This window comes from Hyphomicrobium sp. (assembly GCF_035572195.1).
Classification (GTDB): domain Bacteria; phylum Pseudomonadota; class Alphaproteobacteria; order Rhizobiales; family Hyphomicrobiaceae; genus Hyphomicrobium_B.
The window spans coordinates 1-16,649 of record NZ_DATNBA010000020.1; the positions used below are offsets into that span (position 1 = coordinate 1).

14 protein-coding genes and 1 pseudogene are annotated in these 16,649 nt (G+C 62.0%); 4 read left to right on the plus strand and 11 right to left on the minus strand.

What is annotated here, in order from left to right; all coding sequences use genetic code 11:
* The 4 genes and pseudogenes from purH to htpX all read right to left on the minus strand — a co-directional run.
* A pseudogene (gene purH / locus VN623_RS02150) lies at window positions 1-179 on the minus strand (bifunctional phosphoribosylaminoimidazolecarboxamide formyltransferase/IMP cyclohydrolase); the annotation flags it as partial.
* A gap of 139 nt (window positions 180-318) precedes the next feature.
* Window positions 319-2,031: a heparinase II/III family protein gene (locus VN623_RS02155; protein ID WP_325567647.1), complete on the minus strand. Its 1,713-nt coding sequence runs from the start codon at window positions 2,029-2,031 to the stop codon at window positions 319-321.
* Between the two features lie 111 nt (window positions 2,032-2,142).
* Window positions 2,143-3,429, minus strand: a complete 1,287-nt coding sequence (locus tag VN623_RS02160) for an RsmB/NOP family class I SAM-dependent RNA methyltransferase (RefSeq protein ID WP_325567649.1) — start codon at window positions 3,427-3,429, stop codon at window positions 2,143-2,145.
* A gap of 112 nt (window positions 3,430-3,541) precedes the next feature.
* Window positions 3,542-4,540, minus strand: a complete 999-nt coding sequence (htpX, locus tag VN623_RS02165; protein ID WP_414653148.1) for a zinc metalloprotease HtpX — start codon at window positions 4,538-4,540, stop codon at window positions 3,542-3,544.
* A 152-nt stretch (window positions 4,541-4,692) separates the two neighbouring features.
* Here htpX and VN623_RS02170 point away from each other — a divergent pair, with 152 nt between their 5' ends.
* Complete coding sequence (locus tag VN623_RS02170) at window positions 4,693-4,911, plus strand: DUF1674 domain-containing protein (protein ID WP_325567653.1); 219 nt, start codon at window positions 4,693-4,695, stop codon at window positions 4,909-4,911.
* Between the two features lie 25 nt (window positions 4,912-4,936).
* Here VN623_RS02170 and acs read toward each other — a convergent pair whose 3' ends face one another.
* From acs to VN623_RS02195, 5 genes are all read right to left on the minus strand, one after another.
* Entirely contained in the window at window positions 4,937-6,883 is a 1,947-nt protein-coding gene (gene acs / locus VN623_RS02175) for an acetate--CoA ligase (RefSeq protein ID WP_325567655.1), read from the minus strand.
* 143 nt (window positions 6,884-7,026) lie between these two features.
* Window positions 7,027-7,698, minus strand: a complete 672-nt coding sequence (locus VN623_RS02180; RefSeq protein ID WP_325567657.1) for a methyltransferase — start codon at window positions 7,696-7,698, stop codon at window positions 7,027-7,029.
* Window positions 7,695-8,132 (minus strand): EVE domain-containing protein, encoded by a 438-nt coding sequence (locus tag VN623_RS02185; protein ID WP_325567659.1) that lies wholly within the window; start codon window positions 8,130-8,132, stop codon window positions 7,695-7,697. The genes VN623_RS02180 and VN623_RS02185 overlap by 4 nt, the downstream gene beginning before the upstream one ends.
* Before the next feature lie 228 nt (window positions 8,133-8,360).
* Window positions 8,361-8,825, minus strand: coding sequence for a GtrA family protein (locus VN623_RS02190; RefSeq protein ID WP_325567661.1), 465 nt, complete (start codon window positions 8,823-8,825; stop codon window positions 8,361-8,363).
* Between the two features lie 3 nt (window positions 8,826-8,828).
* A complete protein-coding gene (locus VN623_RS02195) occupies window positions 8,829-10,349 on the minus strand; it encodes an NAD(P)/FAD-dependent oxidoreductase (protein WP_325567663.1) in 1,521 nt (506 codons plus the stop codon).
* A 241-nt stretch (window positions 10,350-10,590) separates the two neighbouring features.
* Here VN623_RS02195 and VN623_RS02200 point away from each other — a divergent pair, with 241 nt between their 5' ends.
* Window positions 10,591-12,444 carry a hypothetical protein gene (locus tag VN623_RS02200; protein WP_325567665.1) on the plus strand — a complete coding sequence of 618 codons (1,854 nt, stop codon included), beginning with the start codon at window positions 10,591-10,593 and terminating at the stop codon, window positions 12,442-12,444.
* On the opposite strand, the gene VN623_RS02205 is transcribed toward VN623_RS02200, so the two are convergent.
* Window positions 12,404-13,399, minus strand: coding sequence for an NAD(P)H-dependent glycerol-3-phosphate dehydrogenase (locus VN623_RS02205; RefSeq protein WP_325567667.1), 996 nt, complete (start codon window positions 13,397-13,399; stop codon window positions 12,404-12,406). The two genes, VN623_RS02200 and VN623_RS02205, sit on opposite strands and share 41 nt — an antisense overlap.
* Window positions 13,400-13,458: 59 nt before the next feature.
* On the minus strand, window positions 13,459-14,562 hold the full coding sequence (tsaD, locus tag VN623_RS02210) for a tRNA (adenosine(37)-N6)-threonylcarbamoyltransferase complex transferase subunit TsaD (RefSeq protein ID WP_325567669.1): 1,104 nt from the start codon (window positions 14,560-14,562) through the stop codon (window positions 13,459-13,461).
* 116 nt (window positions 14,563-14,678) lie between these two features.
* Here tsaD and hemC point away from each other — a divergent pair, with 116 nt between their 5' ends.
* Both hemC and VN623_RS02220 read left to right on the plus strand, forming a co-directional pair.
* The gene (gene hemC / locus VN623_RS02215; protein WP_325567671.1) at window positions 14,679-15,611 is read left to right on the plus strand and encodes a hydroxymethylbilane synthase; all 933 of its coding nucleotides are present in this window, start codon (window positions 14,679-14,681) and stop codon (window positions 15,609-15,611) included.
* Window positions 15,611-16,351, plus strand: coding sequence for a uroporphyrinogen-III synthase (locus VN623_RS02220; protein WP_325567673.1), 741 nt, complete (start codon window positions 15,611-15,613; stop codon window positions 16,349-16,351). Before hemC ends, VN623_RS02220 begins: the two co-directional genes overlap by 1 nt.
* Window positions 16,352-16,649: the final 298 nt, after the last annotated feature.

The window sequence follows — 16,649 nt, forward strand, 5'->3', positions numbered from 1 at the left end:
GGAAAGCCGGTCAACTCGGAAACGTCAGCGACGGCGAGACCGGCCGCCTTCAGTGCCGCCGCCGTGCCGCCCGTCGAGACGATCTCGATGCCGTGCGCTTTCAAGGCGGTCGCGAACGCTACGAGACCGGTCTTGTCGGAGACCGAAAGGAGGGCTCTACGAATGCGCTGATCGGCCATGTCTACCCCGCAAGTTCGAAGCAGGCGGTATCACGGAGTGCGCGGCAAAACCATACCGCACCGGCGTCAATGCGATTGTGCCGCGCGTTTTCGAAACGGCCCCGAGCCAGCGCACGGTGGGAGCCGCAAGTCTCGAAAATTACGCAGTTACGTCAAGCTGTTCGGCGTGCATGGTCCAGCGCACCTCGGTCTCGCCGAACGTCGTTCCTCTGATGACGATTTGCAGGCCCGGCCGTGGCCCGGCGCTGTCGACAAAGAACAGGCTTTCCTCGATCGAGAGCGCGGCGCTCTCGGCACTGAATATCCAGACTTGGCCATCCGAAACCTTGATCCTGCACGTGCCGCGTCCGCTTTCCGTGCAACGGCAATCGGGATGCAGATGGAAATGGATTGCATAAGGCAGATCCTGCTTCAGCCGCAGCTTGCCCTTCGGCGGCTCCAGAACATCGACGCCTTCGAGCCTGTCACCCGCGGGCGAAAGCTTTAAACGCCGCGAGTGCAACAGACCGAAACGCTTGAGATAACCATCGTGGGTCGCATGCAGTACGGCTTGACCGGCCTCATCGACCTGCTCCGACGCGACGGCATCGGGGCCCCGGATCGGCAGTCCGCCGACCATCGCCTCGAGCTGCATGTGGCGGACCAGATGCGACGACGACGTTTCGGCGAGGCACAAAGTGTTGTGACTGGCGGTGGCACGCGCAACCGCATCCCAGTCATGGTCCGCGGGCCCGGGAAATCCGCCGTTGGCAAATATCAGCGACCGGCGCGATGTCATTTCGAACGACAGCGCGCCGGCCTGCGCTTCTGTCGCGATTTCGAGCGGCGGCGGAGAACCGACGTCGGCAATGACGATGGTCTGTCCGCGTTCCAGCCGGGCATACCCCGACGTTGGTGCAGCGGCCATCACTTCGAAGTTGCCACCCGAATATCCAAGCACGGTTGCAAGCGTCGCCGGCGAACCCGTGCTGACGCCATTAAAGCGCGCCAGCATGCCGTTGCCGAGACGCATGAAACGCAAGAAACTCAGGGATTTCTTGACGGCGACACTGATTTCTTCCGGGGCCTTGCGACCGCGCGAGTGAAAACACTGGCCAAGCGGCAGAAGGTCCAGGACAAGATCGGCCAGAACGCTGGCGCTACGGCTGACGTGACCTCCGTCATTCAAAATTTGGCGTTTTAACTCTTCGACGAGCGCAACCTGCGCCTCTTTCAGCTGCCGGTCGTGACCGGAGACGGCGAGATCGGCGAGAACGAGCGCGATCAGACAGGTGATGCGCGGAATGCCGTCTGGCGCATTGCGCCATGTCGTTTTCAGCGTGACGATCTGCTGACCGATGCTCTGCATGATCGCCGTGTACGACCGCGCATCGAGATCCTCGAGCAGCATGTTCGCCTGCGCGATCCACGAAATCAGCCGGCGTCCGACGACCTCCGGCTCGTAGGCGACGCCGTGTGCGAGCCGCCGCAACGCGATCCATTCGAGAACGAAAGCGCGCGCCGCAGCCGCCGCGTCTTCATCCTCCGTTGCCGCGAGGTGGCGCAGCCAGCCAAAGCCATGCAGTTTGCGCGCCCAAGCGAGGCTCGGAGGCTCGGCCCGGAATGGCGAGGCGCCTTTGAGATCGGCGATCTCGGAGGCAAGGCCGAAGTGGCCGTGCGCGATCTCGCTCCAGAAGCTCGGATCTGCAGCGCGCAATTCCTGCGGCACGATCAATATCTGATCGGTCCCATTGCCTGCGTAACGCCAGCGAAGCAACGGCGACGACACCGCAAGCGTCAGGGCCTGGCGCCGCAACCGCTCGATCGAGAGCGAGCGAATCCTGAAGCGTTCCGTGACATTGAGGCTCGACATGCTTTCCCCGTCCCAGGCATGCCTTGGCATACGCTCATCCGAACTAGCCGTGGATCGGTGCCAAAACAAGGCGCGCCGCACCAGCAAACAGTTAACAAGATAAGCCGCCGGTCAGCCGGCCCTCGTGAGTGCTGCGGCGTAGAATCCGTCGAGACCCTGAAATCCTTCCGGTAAATCTGAGAGATGCGTTGGAAGGGTTCTGAGATCGCCGTTTGCGGTCCGGAACGGGATCGCAACATCGTCCGGCGCAAACGGTTGGCGAGCAAATTCGCTGTGGTTTTTAAGAAACGCCGCGATCTGGTCTTCGCCTTCTTCGGGCTCCAGCGAGCAGGTGCAATAGACGAGCATCCCGCCCGGCTTCACGAAGCGCGCCGCGTGCGCCAGAAGCTTCGCCTGCAAGCCCGCGAGTGCCTGAACATCATCGTCGCGTTTCAGAAACAGAATATCAGGATGGCGGCGGATCGTGCCCGTCGCGGTGCACGGCGTATCGAGAAGCACGGCGTCGAATGTTTTGTCGGACGCGAATGTCAGTGCGTCGGCCGTCGCGGTTTCGGCGGTGAGCCCCAGCCGCTCTAAATTGCCCTTCAACCGCGCGAGCCGCCCGGCCGATTTGTCGACGGCCGTGACGTGGGCGCCTCCGGCCGCGAGTTGCGCCGCTTTCCCACCGGGAGCGGCACAAAGATCGAGCGCGTCAAGCCCCGCAACGTCGCCAAACAGCTTCACGGGCAACGCCGCCGCTGCGTCCTGAACCCACCAGGCGCCCTCGGCGTAGCCCTCGAGTTCTTCGATGCGGCCGGCGCCGGCGCATCGCACCGACCCATTCGGCAACACGATACCGCCGAGACGCTCGGCCCAGTGCTCGGGATCGGACTTGACGGTCAGATCGAGAGGCGGCTCCGACAGCGACGCCCGGGCGATTTGTCGGGCCTCTGTCGCTCCGTAGACGCGGGTCCATCGCGACAGCAGCCAATCGGGAATAGTCAGAGCGACATTGTCGAGCGAGGCAAGGCGTCCGCCGCCGCTTTCACTCGCCCGCCGCAACACGGCGTTGACGAGGTGGGCGAAACGCCGTGCCAATTTGTCGGCGCGGCATTGGTCGACCGCCAGCGAAATAGCGGCATGCGCCGGCGTTTGAAGCAAAAGCATCTGCGCCACGGCAGCCAGCAGGATTTGCTCGAGACGGCCTTGGTGCTCCGGCAGCGGCTTTTCGAGATACGTGTTGAGAACCGCCTGAAGCGAACCCCGATTGCGCAACACCGTCGTTGCAATCAGCCGCGCGAACGCACGATCGCGGGGCGCAAGATCGCGCGACGACGCCGCCTTCGCAAAGGTGTCATCGAAGGGACGCTTTTCAACGAGAACCGAAAACAGCGCCGAGACAGCGACGTCGCGAGCCAAGAGCCCATCGGAGCTCGAGGTTCGACCTGGGCCGCCCGATGGGCCAGCACCGTGCGTCACGCGGGCGGACACCGATTTTATGCGCACGTCATTACGACCACCAATCGGCACATCAACCCCACGGGCTCGGAGGCTTCGTGTAGTTTTGCCCGCCAACCCAAACTTCACCCGGACGCCCGCCCTCATTCGCAGGACGTTCGCTCATACCATCAGATCTTGCCGCTTCGTCGCCTAGGCTTGCCGATCCGGAAGCCCGCATCTCACGCGCCAGCGCCTCGAGCGCGGCGACGCGATTTTCGACATTCGGATGCGTCGAAAAAAGATTATCGATACCGTGGCCGTTAAGAGGGTTGATGATGAACATATGCGCCGCCGCCGGTATAGCCTCAGCCTCGGGGTTTTGGATACGGCGCGCAAGCCCGTCTATTTTCTTCAGCGCCGATGCCAACCACAACGGGTTACCGCAGATCATCGCCCCCAAACGGTCGGCCTGATATTCGCGCGAGCGGCTGATCGCCATCTGGACCAGAGCCGCGGCGATCGGCGCCAGGATGACAGCGGCGAGCGTGCCGAAAATTCCCAGGCCGCCGCGATCGTCGCTGCGGCCGCCGCCGAACAACATGCCGAATTGCAGATACTGTGCAAACATCGACACCGCGCCGCCGATGGTCGCGGCGACCGCCATCGTCAGCGTGTCGCGACTTTTAACGTGCGCCAGCTCGTGCGCCAGAACGCCGGCGAGTTCTTCGCGGTTCAAGGCTTCGAGAAGTCCCGTCGAGGCGCAGAGAGCGGCATGTGACGGACTGCGTCCTGTCGCGAAGGCATTGGGCTGCGGATTATTCATCACATAAACGCGCGGCATCGGAAGATCGGCCTTCCGGGCAAGCTCGCGAACGAGCCCGAAAAGCTCGGGCGCGGTGGCCTCGCTCACTTCCTCGGCGTTGAACATCCGCAACACGATCTGGTCGGACTTCCAAAGACTCATGACATTCATCACGAGCGCGACCGCAAATGCCACGACGAGACCGGCCTTGCCGCCGACGGCGGCGCCGAGCACGAGGAGGATTGCGGTCAGCACGGCCAGCAGGAGCGCGGTCTTGGCATAGTTCATGGGCATTCGGTCACACTCCTGATGCTCACCGGGCTCCTCGCATCACCCGGCCGAGCATATATATGGTGCCCGAAAGTTTGTACAAAGGGCCGTGCACAAGGGCCGGTGCCGGTCCTCTGTGCCGGTCCCGTATGGATTGCGAGAACTCTGCCATGAACCCGATCGAGGCCAAAGCTGAACCGGCGCCAGATGACGAAGCGGCTGCCCCGGTGCTGACGCCTGAGGCGCGCCGCGCGCTCGAAGAGGCCGAAGCGCGCCGCCGCTTGAAGGCTGCCACTGAGGCCGCACCGCCCGAGGTCGGCGGCCGAAACGGGCCTGACCCCATCCGCTACGGCGACTGGGAAAAGGACGGCATCACATCAGACTTCTGAATGCCGTTCCTAATGCAAGGCCCACTTAGCTGCCTCGGCGGTTCTGCCGATTGCTGATCAATTCGTCGACGACAGTCGGGTCGGCAAGGGTAGATGTATCGCCGAGATTTCCGAAGTCGTCTTCGGCAATCTTCCTCAAGATGCGGCGCATAATTTTTCCCGAGCGCGTTTTCGGCAATCCTGGAGAGAACTGAATGAGATCGGGCGATGCGATCGGGCCGATCTCCTTGCGAACGTGAGAGACGAGATCCTTCTTCAGTGTGTCGTCGCCGTTTTCGCCGGAGTTCAGAGTAATATAGCAGTATATCCCTTGCCCCTTGAGGTCGTGCGGGTAGCCCACAACAGCGGCTTCCGAAACTTTCGGATGCGAGACGAGCGCGCTTTCGACTTCGGCGGTTCCCATGCGGTGCCCCGAGACGTTGATGACATCATCGACACGGCCGGTGATCCAATAGTAGCCGTCGGTATCGCGCCGGCAGCCGTCGCCGCTGAAATACATCCCGGGATAGGCGGTGAAGTAGGTTTTCTCGAAGCGGTCGTGATCGCGATAGATCGTGCGCGACTGGCCGGGCCAGCTATCGAGCATCACCAGATTGCCCTGCCCCGCACCCTCGACGACTTGTCCCTTGTCATCGACGAGCGCTGGCTGAACACCGAAGAACGGTTTGGTTCCCGAACCGGGTTTCAAAGCGATGGCGCCGGGAAGCGGCGAGATCATGATGCCGCCGGTCTCGGTTTGCCACCAGGTATCGACGATCGGGCAGCGGCCCTCACCGATGACGTGATAGTACCACTCCCACGCTTCCGGATTGATCGGCTCGCCGACGGAACCCAGGAGCCTGAGCGACGCGCGGCTCGTCCGTTTGACCAGCGCATCTCCGGCGCCCATCAGCGCCCGAATGGCCGTCGGCGCCGTGTAGAAGATCGAGACCTTCCACTTATCGATGACATCCCAGAACCGCGACGCCGAAGGATAAGTCGGAATCCCCTCGAACATCAGCGTCGTCGCGCCATTGGCCAGTGGCCCATAGACGATGTAGCTGTGACCTGTGACCCAGCCGACGTCAGCCGTGCACCAATAGATATCGCCGTCGTGATAATCGAAGACATAATGATGCGTCATCGCGGCGTAGAGCAGATAGCCGCCCGTCGTATGTACGACACCTTTGGGTTTCCCCGTCGATCCCGACGTATAAAGAATGAAGAGCGGGTCTTCGGCTTTCATTTCTTCTGCGGGGCATTCGGCCGAAACTGTCGGTAGCTCGTCGTGCATCCACAGATCGCGCCCCGGCGTCCACGGAACAGGATTTCCGGTGCGACGCACGACCAGCACTTTCTCTCCGCCCTTGCATTTGGCGAGCGCCGCATCGACGTTTTTCTTGAGTGGCACGGGCTTGCCGCCGCGCAGGCCTTCGTCGGCCGTGATGATGAGTTTTGAGTCGGCATCCTCGATTCGGTTCTGCAGGCTATCCGGAGAGAACCCTCCGAACACGATCGAATGAATGGCGCCGATCCGCGTGCACGCCAGCATCGCGTAGGCAGCCTCGGGGATCATCGGCAGATAGATCGTGACACGATCGCCCTTTTTCACGCCGTGCTTCTTCATGACGTTGGCGAAGCGCTGAACGCGTTCGGAAAGTTGCCGGTAGGTGATGCGCTCACTTTCATCCGGATTGTCGCCTTCCCAGATGATGGCGATCTGATCGCCGCGCGTCGCGAGATGGCGATCGATGCAGTTCGCCGAAACGTTGATCGTGCCGTCCTCAAACCAGCGAATATCGACCGGGCCCGGACCGAACGTCGTATTCTTGGCGCGGGTATAAGGCTTGATCCATTGCAGCCGTCGTCCGGCTTCCGACCAGAAGCCCTCCGGGTCCGAAACCGACCGATCGTACATCGCCTGATAGGATTCAGCGTTTACGTAGGCCCGTTTCGCCCATTCGGCGGGCACGGGATAGACTTTGTCGGACATGCGGGCGTTCCTCCGGATTGGCCATCTCTGCAGCCATTCACCAGGCCATTATGCGGCGAGGAGAGGTGGTCCACAACATGCTCGAAGGTCGAAACTGGGCCCCCGACCACGCTGGTCGCGACCAAAGCCGGCTAACCGCGATCTTATGCGCGCCAGACAGCCGTTCGCTTGCTCTCGGCATCTTCGAGTTCGCGCGTCACCGGGACCTGATATTCGGCAAGTCGGGTGAAGCGGCCTTCGGGAAAGTAGCTTCGTTGCGGATCGCCGATGTAGATGACGCTGCCGCGCGCCTTCGCCTCGGCAATGTAGGCAACGACGCGATCGGCGAGCTGACGCTCGTAAAAGAGATCACCGATGATGATCACGCATTCGCCGGCTGGCGGTTCAGCGAGTAGATCGGTGCCCGTGGTTTCCAAGGAGACGGCGTTGGCCCGAGCATTGAGGGCGCATGCCGCGAGTGCGACCTTGTCGATGTCGGCGGCGAGCACCGCGTTGGCTCCAGTCTTCGCCGCCGCGATGGCTGAAATTCCGGAGCCTGAGCCGAGATCTAGCACGGTCTGACCCCGACAGACGTCGGGATGGTCGATGAGATAACGCGCGACTGCCTGGCCGCCTGCCCACGCGAAGGCCCAATAGGGCGGCGGCAGGTTGATCTCGCCGAGTTCGTCTTCGGTCTTTTGCCAGATCGGCAATGACTCGGCCGCCAGATGCAGGAGGATTTCCGGCACCAGCGGCGGCGAAATCAGTTTCGTGTTCTCGGTGATGAAACGTAGAACGCTGTTGTGATCGGCAAGGTCGAGATGCCCAGCGGTCATGATCCCTTCAGCTTTTTTGGATCGAGACCGCCCATTCGGCAAACTTCCTTCCACTCGTCGGCAGTCACCGGCTGAACCGAGAGACGCGAATTCACGACAAGCATCATATTACTGAGCTTCGGATTGAGTTTGACCGCGTCGAGCGTGACGGGCTTCGGCACCGCTGTGACTGCCGCCACGTCGACGCACTCCCATTTCCCTGTGTCGTCTTTGGCTTCCGGGTGGACGGTTGCGATGACGCGGCAGACGCCGACAACCTCCTTGCCCTCATTCGAATGGTAGAAAAATCCGAGATCGCCGACTTGCATTTTGCGCATGTTGTTGCGGGCCTGGTAGTTGCGCACACCATCCCAGGACTCGCCCTTTGACCCGCGCGCGACGAGATCATCCCACGAGAACGCGTCGGGTTCTGATTTAAACAGCCAATACTGCATTGTGAGAACAATCCGCACGGAAGGTTTGTGCGTAACGCGGAACCGGCTTTAGCTCAAGCGGCCCAAAAGCAGAACCTCCGCGCCGAGAAGGCACGGAGGTTCAGACGCGACACAAAACTTAATGACCGGCTAAGGACCGAAGCGATCGAGCCGCGTTGTGTTATTGCGAAGGTATCCCGAAGAAGCTGATTTTGCGTAAACGCGCGCGTCGTATGAATTTATTTTTCTTCAGACCGCAAACACCACGGACCGGCGTATCGCAAACACGGCCGCGAAGCTGACCGCCGCCGCAACGATCTTGGCGGCGATCGGTGCGACGCCGAAGGCCCCCGTGGCGATCGCAATAATAAAGCCGGTCAGCGTAATGCCAACCAATCCCGACAGCAGAAACTCGACAAACCGGCGGCGCTCCGACTTACGCGAGCCTTGGGTTTTGAACACGAATCGCGACGACAGGAAGTAATGGACCACCATCCCCACCGCATACCCGGCGATACCAGCGAGTGAAGCCGCGACCGCTGCAGAGTATAACGCGATGTAAACGCCGAAATCGGCCGCCAAGGCTGCAATGCTGACGACACCATAGCGCGACAGTTGCGGCATGAGGCGCACCAAACGGCGAACAAAGCTGTGCTGCGTATAGCCGATCCCGACTGCGGCCGATGATCCCGAATGCTGCGCGGCAAGTTGCATGTGTTAGCCGGCCTTGCGGAGTTGGGTCGGAACTAGGCGGACGCTTTTCAACGCTTCCTCGGCGCCGGAATGACCGGCTTCGTGATACTCCGCGTCCTCGTTGACATCCCAGATGTCGTAGAGCATCTCGTCCGCGACGATGTTTTTGACCGTCAGCATCGACGTCATCATCGCGTGGTCCTGGTTGTTGTACTTGTGCATACCATTGCGACCGACGAGATGCAGCGACGGATACTTTTCGCTGAGCTCGGTGCGGATCGCCTCGACGTTGCGCTTGTAGCCTTCGTCGTAGACCGGATAGGCCTTCTTTTGGCGCACGACGCAGCCGTCGATGCATTCGTCTTCTCTGGCGAGGCCGATCTTGGCCAGTTCGCTCCGGCCGAGAGCCAGCAGATCCTCGTCAGGCGAATCCCACAGCCCGTCACCTTCGAAGCAGAAGTATTCAAGCCCGAGGCAGGCGAGTTTCTCGTCCGGCACCATTTCCGGCGACCACGAACGGAAATTCTGGATGCGTCCGACTTTGACGCTCGGCTCGTGGATATAGATCCAGTTATCCGGGAAAAGGTCGGGTTTGTTGACGACCAGCGCCACGGTGATGAAATCGCGGTAGCGCAACCTATCGGCGGCTGCCGCGCACGCCGGTTTCGCGGTGAAAGAATGTACGAGTTCGCGGATCGGCGCCGATGAAATGACGTGACGCGCCGTGAACGTCATCTCCTCGCCCGTTTCTTTACGGGCCGTGATCGTCCACAGCCCCTGCTTGTCGTCGTGGCTGAGTGCCGTGAGACGCGTTCCCATGTGGATTTTGCCACCCTGCGCACGCGTTTTGCGCGCCGCGGCGTCCCACATCATGCCCGGACCCTTGCGCGGGTACTGGAAGCTCTCGATCAGCGTCTTGATGACTTCGCCGTCGTTGGCCGACGTCCCATCGACGAAGCCCTTCGGCTTCACCGAGTTACGCAGCGCGTTCGCCATGGCCGACCAGAGGTCGAGGCCCTTGATGCGCTGCGCCGCCCAGTCGGCCGAAATTTCATCGCAGCTCATCCCCCACACTTTCTCGGTGTAGGTCTTGAAGAAAATTGCGAACAGCCGCTCGCCGAATTGGTTGGCGACCCAGTCGTGGAACGTCTCCGGCTTCTCGTTCGGGAAGGCCTGCTTGTACATGAACGACAGGACACACATCGCGCTTTCGACGACGCCGAGATTGCCGAGAGCTTCGAACGCTTTTAGCGGATAAGAATAGTATTTGCCGTCGTAGTAGATGCGGCTCATGCGCGGGCGCGTAATGAAATCCTGCGGCAGGATTTCTTTCCACAAATCGACAACCTCTTTCGATCTCGAAAAGAAGCGATGGCCGCCGATGTCGAACAGGAAGTCCTTGTAATTCGCGGTGCGGCTGATGCCGCCGACATAATTGGGATCGGCTTCGATAATGGTCGTCGAGATGCCCTGCTTGGTCAGCAGGTAGGATGCGGTGAGCCCGGCAGGGCCGGCACCGATGACGAACACTTCACTATGCGACATGAAATACGCCCGTACTCTGAGATCGGCCCCGACAACGCGGCAATGGGCTGCCTCTTCGCGCGGCACACCACCGGCCGTTGAGATTATGAGGGATCGGTAAATAAAGACTGACGTTTGCGATCGATCGGCTGGGAATCGGAAGCGGCCGACGCGCCGTGTTTCCTCACCGCATGAGCCTTTAAAGTTTACGATCCTCTAATGCGCTTGCCCTATCTTCGAGAGGCTTGGCCGGGGTGGGCGTATGATTTCCGCAGCGTTGAAAGCTACCGAGGCCAGAAGCCTCACCTCGCGGATCGCGGACGTGCCGAACTGGGCATGGTGGCTGCTCGCACTTTCATTCATTGCCATCAAGAGCTGGTCCGTCGGCGGAACCGGCGTGTTCGGCAACCTCGGCGATTCCGATGATGCAACACGTCTGATCCAGGTGCGCGAATTGCTGGCGTCGGGCCACTGGTTCGACACGACCACGATGAAACTCGGCGGCAACGCCGGAATGCTATCGCACTGGTCGCGACTGATCGACCTGCCTCTCGCGACTCTGATTGCCGGCTTCAGCCTCGTCATGCCGGTTCGAAGCGCAGAATGGCTGACCCACATCGTGTGGCCGGTTTCGCTGCTCGGCGCGCTTCTTTGGATTGTCTATCGGACGACCGCCAAGGTTGCCGGTGAAAGCGCCGGCCGCATGGCTCTGCTGCTCGCCGTTATGAGCCCCTTCGCTTATTATCAGTTCGCCGTCGGTCGCATCGACCATCATAACGTGATGATCGCCGCCGCCGTCTCGGCCGTGCTTCTGATCTGGTCTAACCCCCAAAAGACTGACGTCTGGCGTATCGCCGGCGTTCTGACCGGCATCGCCGTCGCCGTCGGCTATGAGGCCTTAGCGCCCGCCGTCGCTATCGGTGCCTTCGTCGCTCTTTGGGGTCTTCTCGACCGCCGCGCTGCAGAACCTGCGGCGGCTTTTGCCACCGCACTAGCGCTGACCTTCGGTCTCGCATTTGTCGCAACGATCGCGCCGTCGCGCTGGATGGACATCCGCTGCGACGCGATCTCGCTGAACATGGTGGCGTTGGTCTTGTTCGGCACGTCCGGCGTCGCCATCGCCGTCGGACCGGGCCGCAACTGGCCCATGGCCGGACGCCTCGCCGTCATCGCTGCAGCGGCCGGCGTAGGCCTTGCGATCTTCGGCATGCTCGAACCCAAGTGCCTGGCCGGTCCCAAAGGCCAGCTTCCGCCGCTGCTGACCAAGGTATGGCTCGACAACGTCGCGGAAAACTCCAGCATTCTTTCGGAACTCGTCTCCGGAGACCTCGACCAGTCGCTTGGCCTCACGCTGTTCTACCTGATCGGCCTTGGGGCAGTGACCCAGCAAGCTTGGAAGAGCCGAACGCCCGCCGATATCTTCCTGCTCGCTGCCTCGGCAGCGTTTACGGCCTTTGCCTGCTGGCAATACAAATTCATGTCGTACGCAAGCTTTCTCGCGATCGTGCCGATTGCAATCGCGATCAGCCGTCTCGGAGGCCTCGCAGAGGTCAGCGCCACAACGGTGCGCTTCGCCGCCCTTGTACTGGCGAGCCAATCGCTTCTGCTCGCGGCCTCCGGCGCCCTCGACAATGCGATTGGCCGTCCGAAAATAATCACCGAAGACATGCGCACCGATGCCGATGCCTGCGCCAAACCTGCCGCCATGCACGATTTGGCGGATCTGCCGTCAGGTCTCGTCGCCGCTCACATCGATATCGGCGCTTACATTGCGGCGCTGACGCATCACCGCGCGCTAGCAGCACCGTATCATCGCATCGCCAATGCAATCATCGCCAACAACGAGATATTTGCCGCCCACGACCCCGCTGCCGCAGCGGCAATACTGCAACGTGAGAATGTCGATTACATCGTCATTTGCCGCGGCCTCGATGGGCCTTCGGCATCGAGCCAAGTCTGGAAAGGCTCGCTGCGCACCGCTCTCGTCAAAGGCGATCCGCCAAAATATCTGACGCCCGTGCCGCTCTCGAACCCGGATTCTTTATTCCGCGTGTGGAAGGTCGACCGAACAGCGCTCAATCTTCAGCCTTCAGCGGCCGCTGCATCAGCGCCGTAATCGCTTCCTCGACCGTCAGCTGGCCTTCGATGATGCCGTGCACGGCTTCTGCGATCGGCATATCGACACCTTTCTCGCGCGCCAGCCGCACGAGCGCCGCCGACGTATAAACGCCTTCCGTCACGGCCGATCGGCCGCCGAGAATTTCAGCCAGCCCACGTCCCTCGCCCAATGCGCGGCCGAGCGACATGTTGCGCGACTGCGTACTCCCGCAGGTGAGTATGAGATCGCCGAGACCGGAGAGGCCCAGCAGAGTCTCAGGTCTTGCGCCCATCGCGTCGCCGAAGCGACGGAGTTCCGCGAAACCGCGCGTGACGATCGCCGCGTGGGCGCTGGCACCGAGGCCACGGCCCTCGACGATACCTGCGGCGATGGCGAGCACATTCTTCACCGCGCCGCCGAGTTCGGCGCCGATTACGTCGCTTGACCAGTAGAGCCGCACCTGGCGCGATGAAAGCCCCACCGAGAGCGCCCGGCCGAGCCCTTCATTATGACAGGCGAGAGTCAACGCCGTGGGCAAGCCCCGCGCCACATCGGCTGCAAAGCTCGGGCCCGTCAGCACGGCGCGCTGCGCGTCGGGCGCCACTTCCTCGATGATGTCGCCGAGGAACTTGCCTGTATTTTGCTCGATGCCTTTCGAACAGACGACGACGGGAACGTCGGCACTGAGATGCCGCGCCAGTTTGCTCATCACGCCACGCATGTGCTGCGCCGGCACGACGGCCAGCATTGCGTCGCATCGTGCAGCCTTCGCTAGATCGGCCGTCGCGTGGATTGTTGGATGAAGACTAATGCCGGGGAGAAATACGCGGTTGACGTTGCGGGCATTGATGTCGTCGACGATCTCGGGCTCGCGCGCCCATAGCGTCACCGCGTTGCCGCCGTGCGCGAGCGATTGCGCGAGCGCCGTACCCCACGCTCCTCCGCCAATGACACTGACCGTTCTGATCTGCAAGGCCGGCCCCCGATGAATCGTGCTTGAGCTTAGCACGCCATTTTGACGATCGCTCCGCGCTAAGCTTTAACACCTGCGCCGGTGGCAGGCGCCGCGTCCGGATCGAGCGGCCAGCGTGGCCTTACGGGCACCTCGAGCCCGTCAACGAGGCCAAGGGATAAACGCTCGGCACCGGCCCAAGCGATCATCGCGCCGTTATCGGTGCACAATTCCAAGGGCGGAGCATAAATCGAGAACCCGAAATCCTCAGCAACGCCCTTCAGCGCGGTTCGCAAAACTTTGTTCGCAGCGACACCACCGGCGACGACGAAGCCCTTGTCTCGACCTTCTGGTAACATCCGCACGGCGGCACGCATGGAAAGCGCCACGCGGTCCGCTACGGCATCGCAAACCGCCGCCTGGAACGAGGCGCAGAGATCTGCAACGTCCTGCTCCGATAGCGGCGCGATGCGGGCCGCCGCATGCCGTACCGCCGTCTTCAGGCCGGCGAACGAAAAATTCGGATCTTCGCGGCCGGCCATCGGGCGCGGCAAGTTGAAACTGCTGGGGTTGCCCTTGAGCGCCGCCGCCTCGACGGCCGGACCGCCGGGCATCGGTAGGCCCAGGAGCTTGGCCGTCTTATCGAAGGCTTCACCCAGCGCATCGTCGATCGTCGTCGCGAGCCGCTCGTAGCGCCCGACGGCTTGGACGAGCAAAAGCTGCGTATGGCCGCCCGAAACGAGCAGCATCAGGTAAGGCGGCCGCAGGCCTTCGGTCAGGCCGACTGTCAAGGCGTGCGCCTCGAGATGATTGATTGCGAGAAATGGCTTGCCGGTGGCGAGCGCCAGGGCCTTGCCGGTCGTCGCGCCGACAATCAGCCCGCCGATCAGACCGGGACCCGTTGTGGCGGCGATGCCCGCGAGGTCGTCCAGCCCGATCTGCGCTTGTGCCAGGGCAGTGCGGATCAGTTGATCGAGACACTCGGTGTGGGCACGAGCGGCAATCTCAGGAACGACCCCGCCGTAGATCGCGTGCTTGTCAAATTGCGAGAGCACGACGTTGGATAGTATGCGTCCCGACCCCGAACGATCGCGCGCGACAACTGCCGCGGCCGTTTCGTCGCAGCTCGTCTCGAGGCCGAGAACCAGTAAAGGCTCGCGCGCAAAACCGGGCTGCAACGTCATCTGTTCAGGATCTTAGAGGGCGAGGTTGGAATCGGCGCACCTTTGGAGCATTAATGTCGCCCGAACATTCGGCACAGCGGGATCAGAGCCCCCGCCTAGCACCCGGAGAAACCTTTTTGCAAGCGACCCGCATCCGCATCGGGACCAGAGGCTCGCCCTTGGCGATGGCTCAAGCGCATGAAGTGCGCGACAGGCTGCAACGGGCGCACGGGCTACCCGAAGGCGCCATTACGATCACAGCCATCAAGACGACGGGCGACCAGGTGACCGACCGGCCGTTGTCGGATATCGGCGGCAAAGGCCTCTTTACCAAGGAAATCGAGGAGGCGCTGCTGGCGAACGAGATCGACGTCGCCGTGCACTCCATGAAGGACATGCAGACCGCCTTGCCTGACGGGCTGGCCGTCGGCGCCGTCCTGCCGCGCGAGGACCCGCGCGATGCCTTCATATCGCTGAAGTACGCCAACCTCCGCGCCCTTCCCGGCGGCAGCATTGTCGGAACATCATCGCTGAGGCGCAAATCGCAACTGCTCGACGTTCGGCCGGATCTCCGCGTCATCGATTTCCGCGGCAACGTCCAGACAAGGCTGCGCAAGCTGCAGGAGGGCGTCGCCGCCGCGACCATCCTTGCCGTCGCCGGATTGAAGCGGCTCGGACTGCAGGATCAGATCACCGCGCCGATGCCGATCGACGAAATGTTGCCGGCCGTCGCACAAGGCGCGATCGGTCTCGAAATCCGCGGCGGCGACGACACGACGGCTGCCCTGGTCGAGCCGTTGAACGATGCTGCGACGGCGCAGGCCGTCATCTCCGAACGCGCGTTCCTCGCCCGGCTCGAAGGCTCGTGCCGTACGCCGATCGCCGGGCACGCCGCGCTAGACGACGGCCGGCTGTGGTTTCGTGGACAAATTCTTTCGATCGATGGCACGAAAAAGTATGACGTGTCCCGCACCGGCGCACCGCATGAGGCGCACGAACTCGGCCTCGCTGCTGCAGACGAAATCCTGAGCAAGGCCGACGCGGCCGTACTGGCCCGCTCGAGCGCCTGATGCACGTCCTCATCACGCGGCCCGAAGGCGACGGCGAAGCGCTCAAGGCGCAGATCGAGCAGCTTGGCTGTCGCGCCACGCTCGCCCCACTCATTAGCATCGTATCCGAGGCGATCCCCCTTTCCGCGATCGCAGGCGCGACGGCACTGATCGTAACGAGCCGCAATGCGCTGAAGGCACTGGCGGCTTCGCCGGCGCTCGGGGCTGCAATGGCGTTGCCGCTCTACGCCGTCGGGCCGGGCACGGCTGCGCTTGCCCGAGACCTCGGATTCAAGGACATACGAGAAGGACCCGGCACCGGCGCCGAACTCGTGCCGATTCTCAGCGCCGATGGGCGAAGGACAGGTGGCACCTTCGTTCACCTTGCGGGCAACGTTTTGGCCTTTGATCTCAAAACGGCATTGGAGGGAGAAGGCGTTACCGTCAAAACGGTAACGGCCTACCGCGCCGTTGCCGCAGAAAATCTTTCGCCGGCCGTCACTGAAGCGCTCCAGAACCAGACCATCGACGCCGTCATATTGATGTCCCCCAGAACGGCCGAAGCATGGGCCCGGATTGCAGGCGAAGTTCTGACGCCAGCGGTCCTTTCCGGCATGAACCATCTTTGCCTGTCCGAGGCCGTGGCGGGGGTTTTGAGAGCGCAACTTGCCGCAGGAAACATCTCTGTCGCCGCGGGTCCTAACCTCGAGGAAATGCTTGCCCTAGTAAAACGTCTCGCGGCACACTCGGACGAGGTATAAGACAGGCGATGTCGACCGGCGCTGAAGGCCGGTACACGCTCTCACAAGCCGATGAATTTTTGCCGGGAATTAACCTGGATTACGTGGCATACGCGCGTTTCGTATGGAGGTCTTAGCTCCCAATGGCAGACGACAAATCAGACGCGGGCAAGGGCGCCGCGCAAAGCGGCACCAGTAAACGCCCTTATGCAACGCTCAATCTCAAGGCGACAGAGATCAAGGTGACGCCGGTTGCCAGCAGATCACAACCTGCGGCTTCAGTCGAAACCGAAACACCACGCCCGGCGCCGGCCCGCTC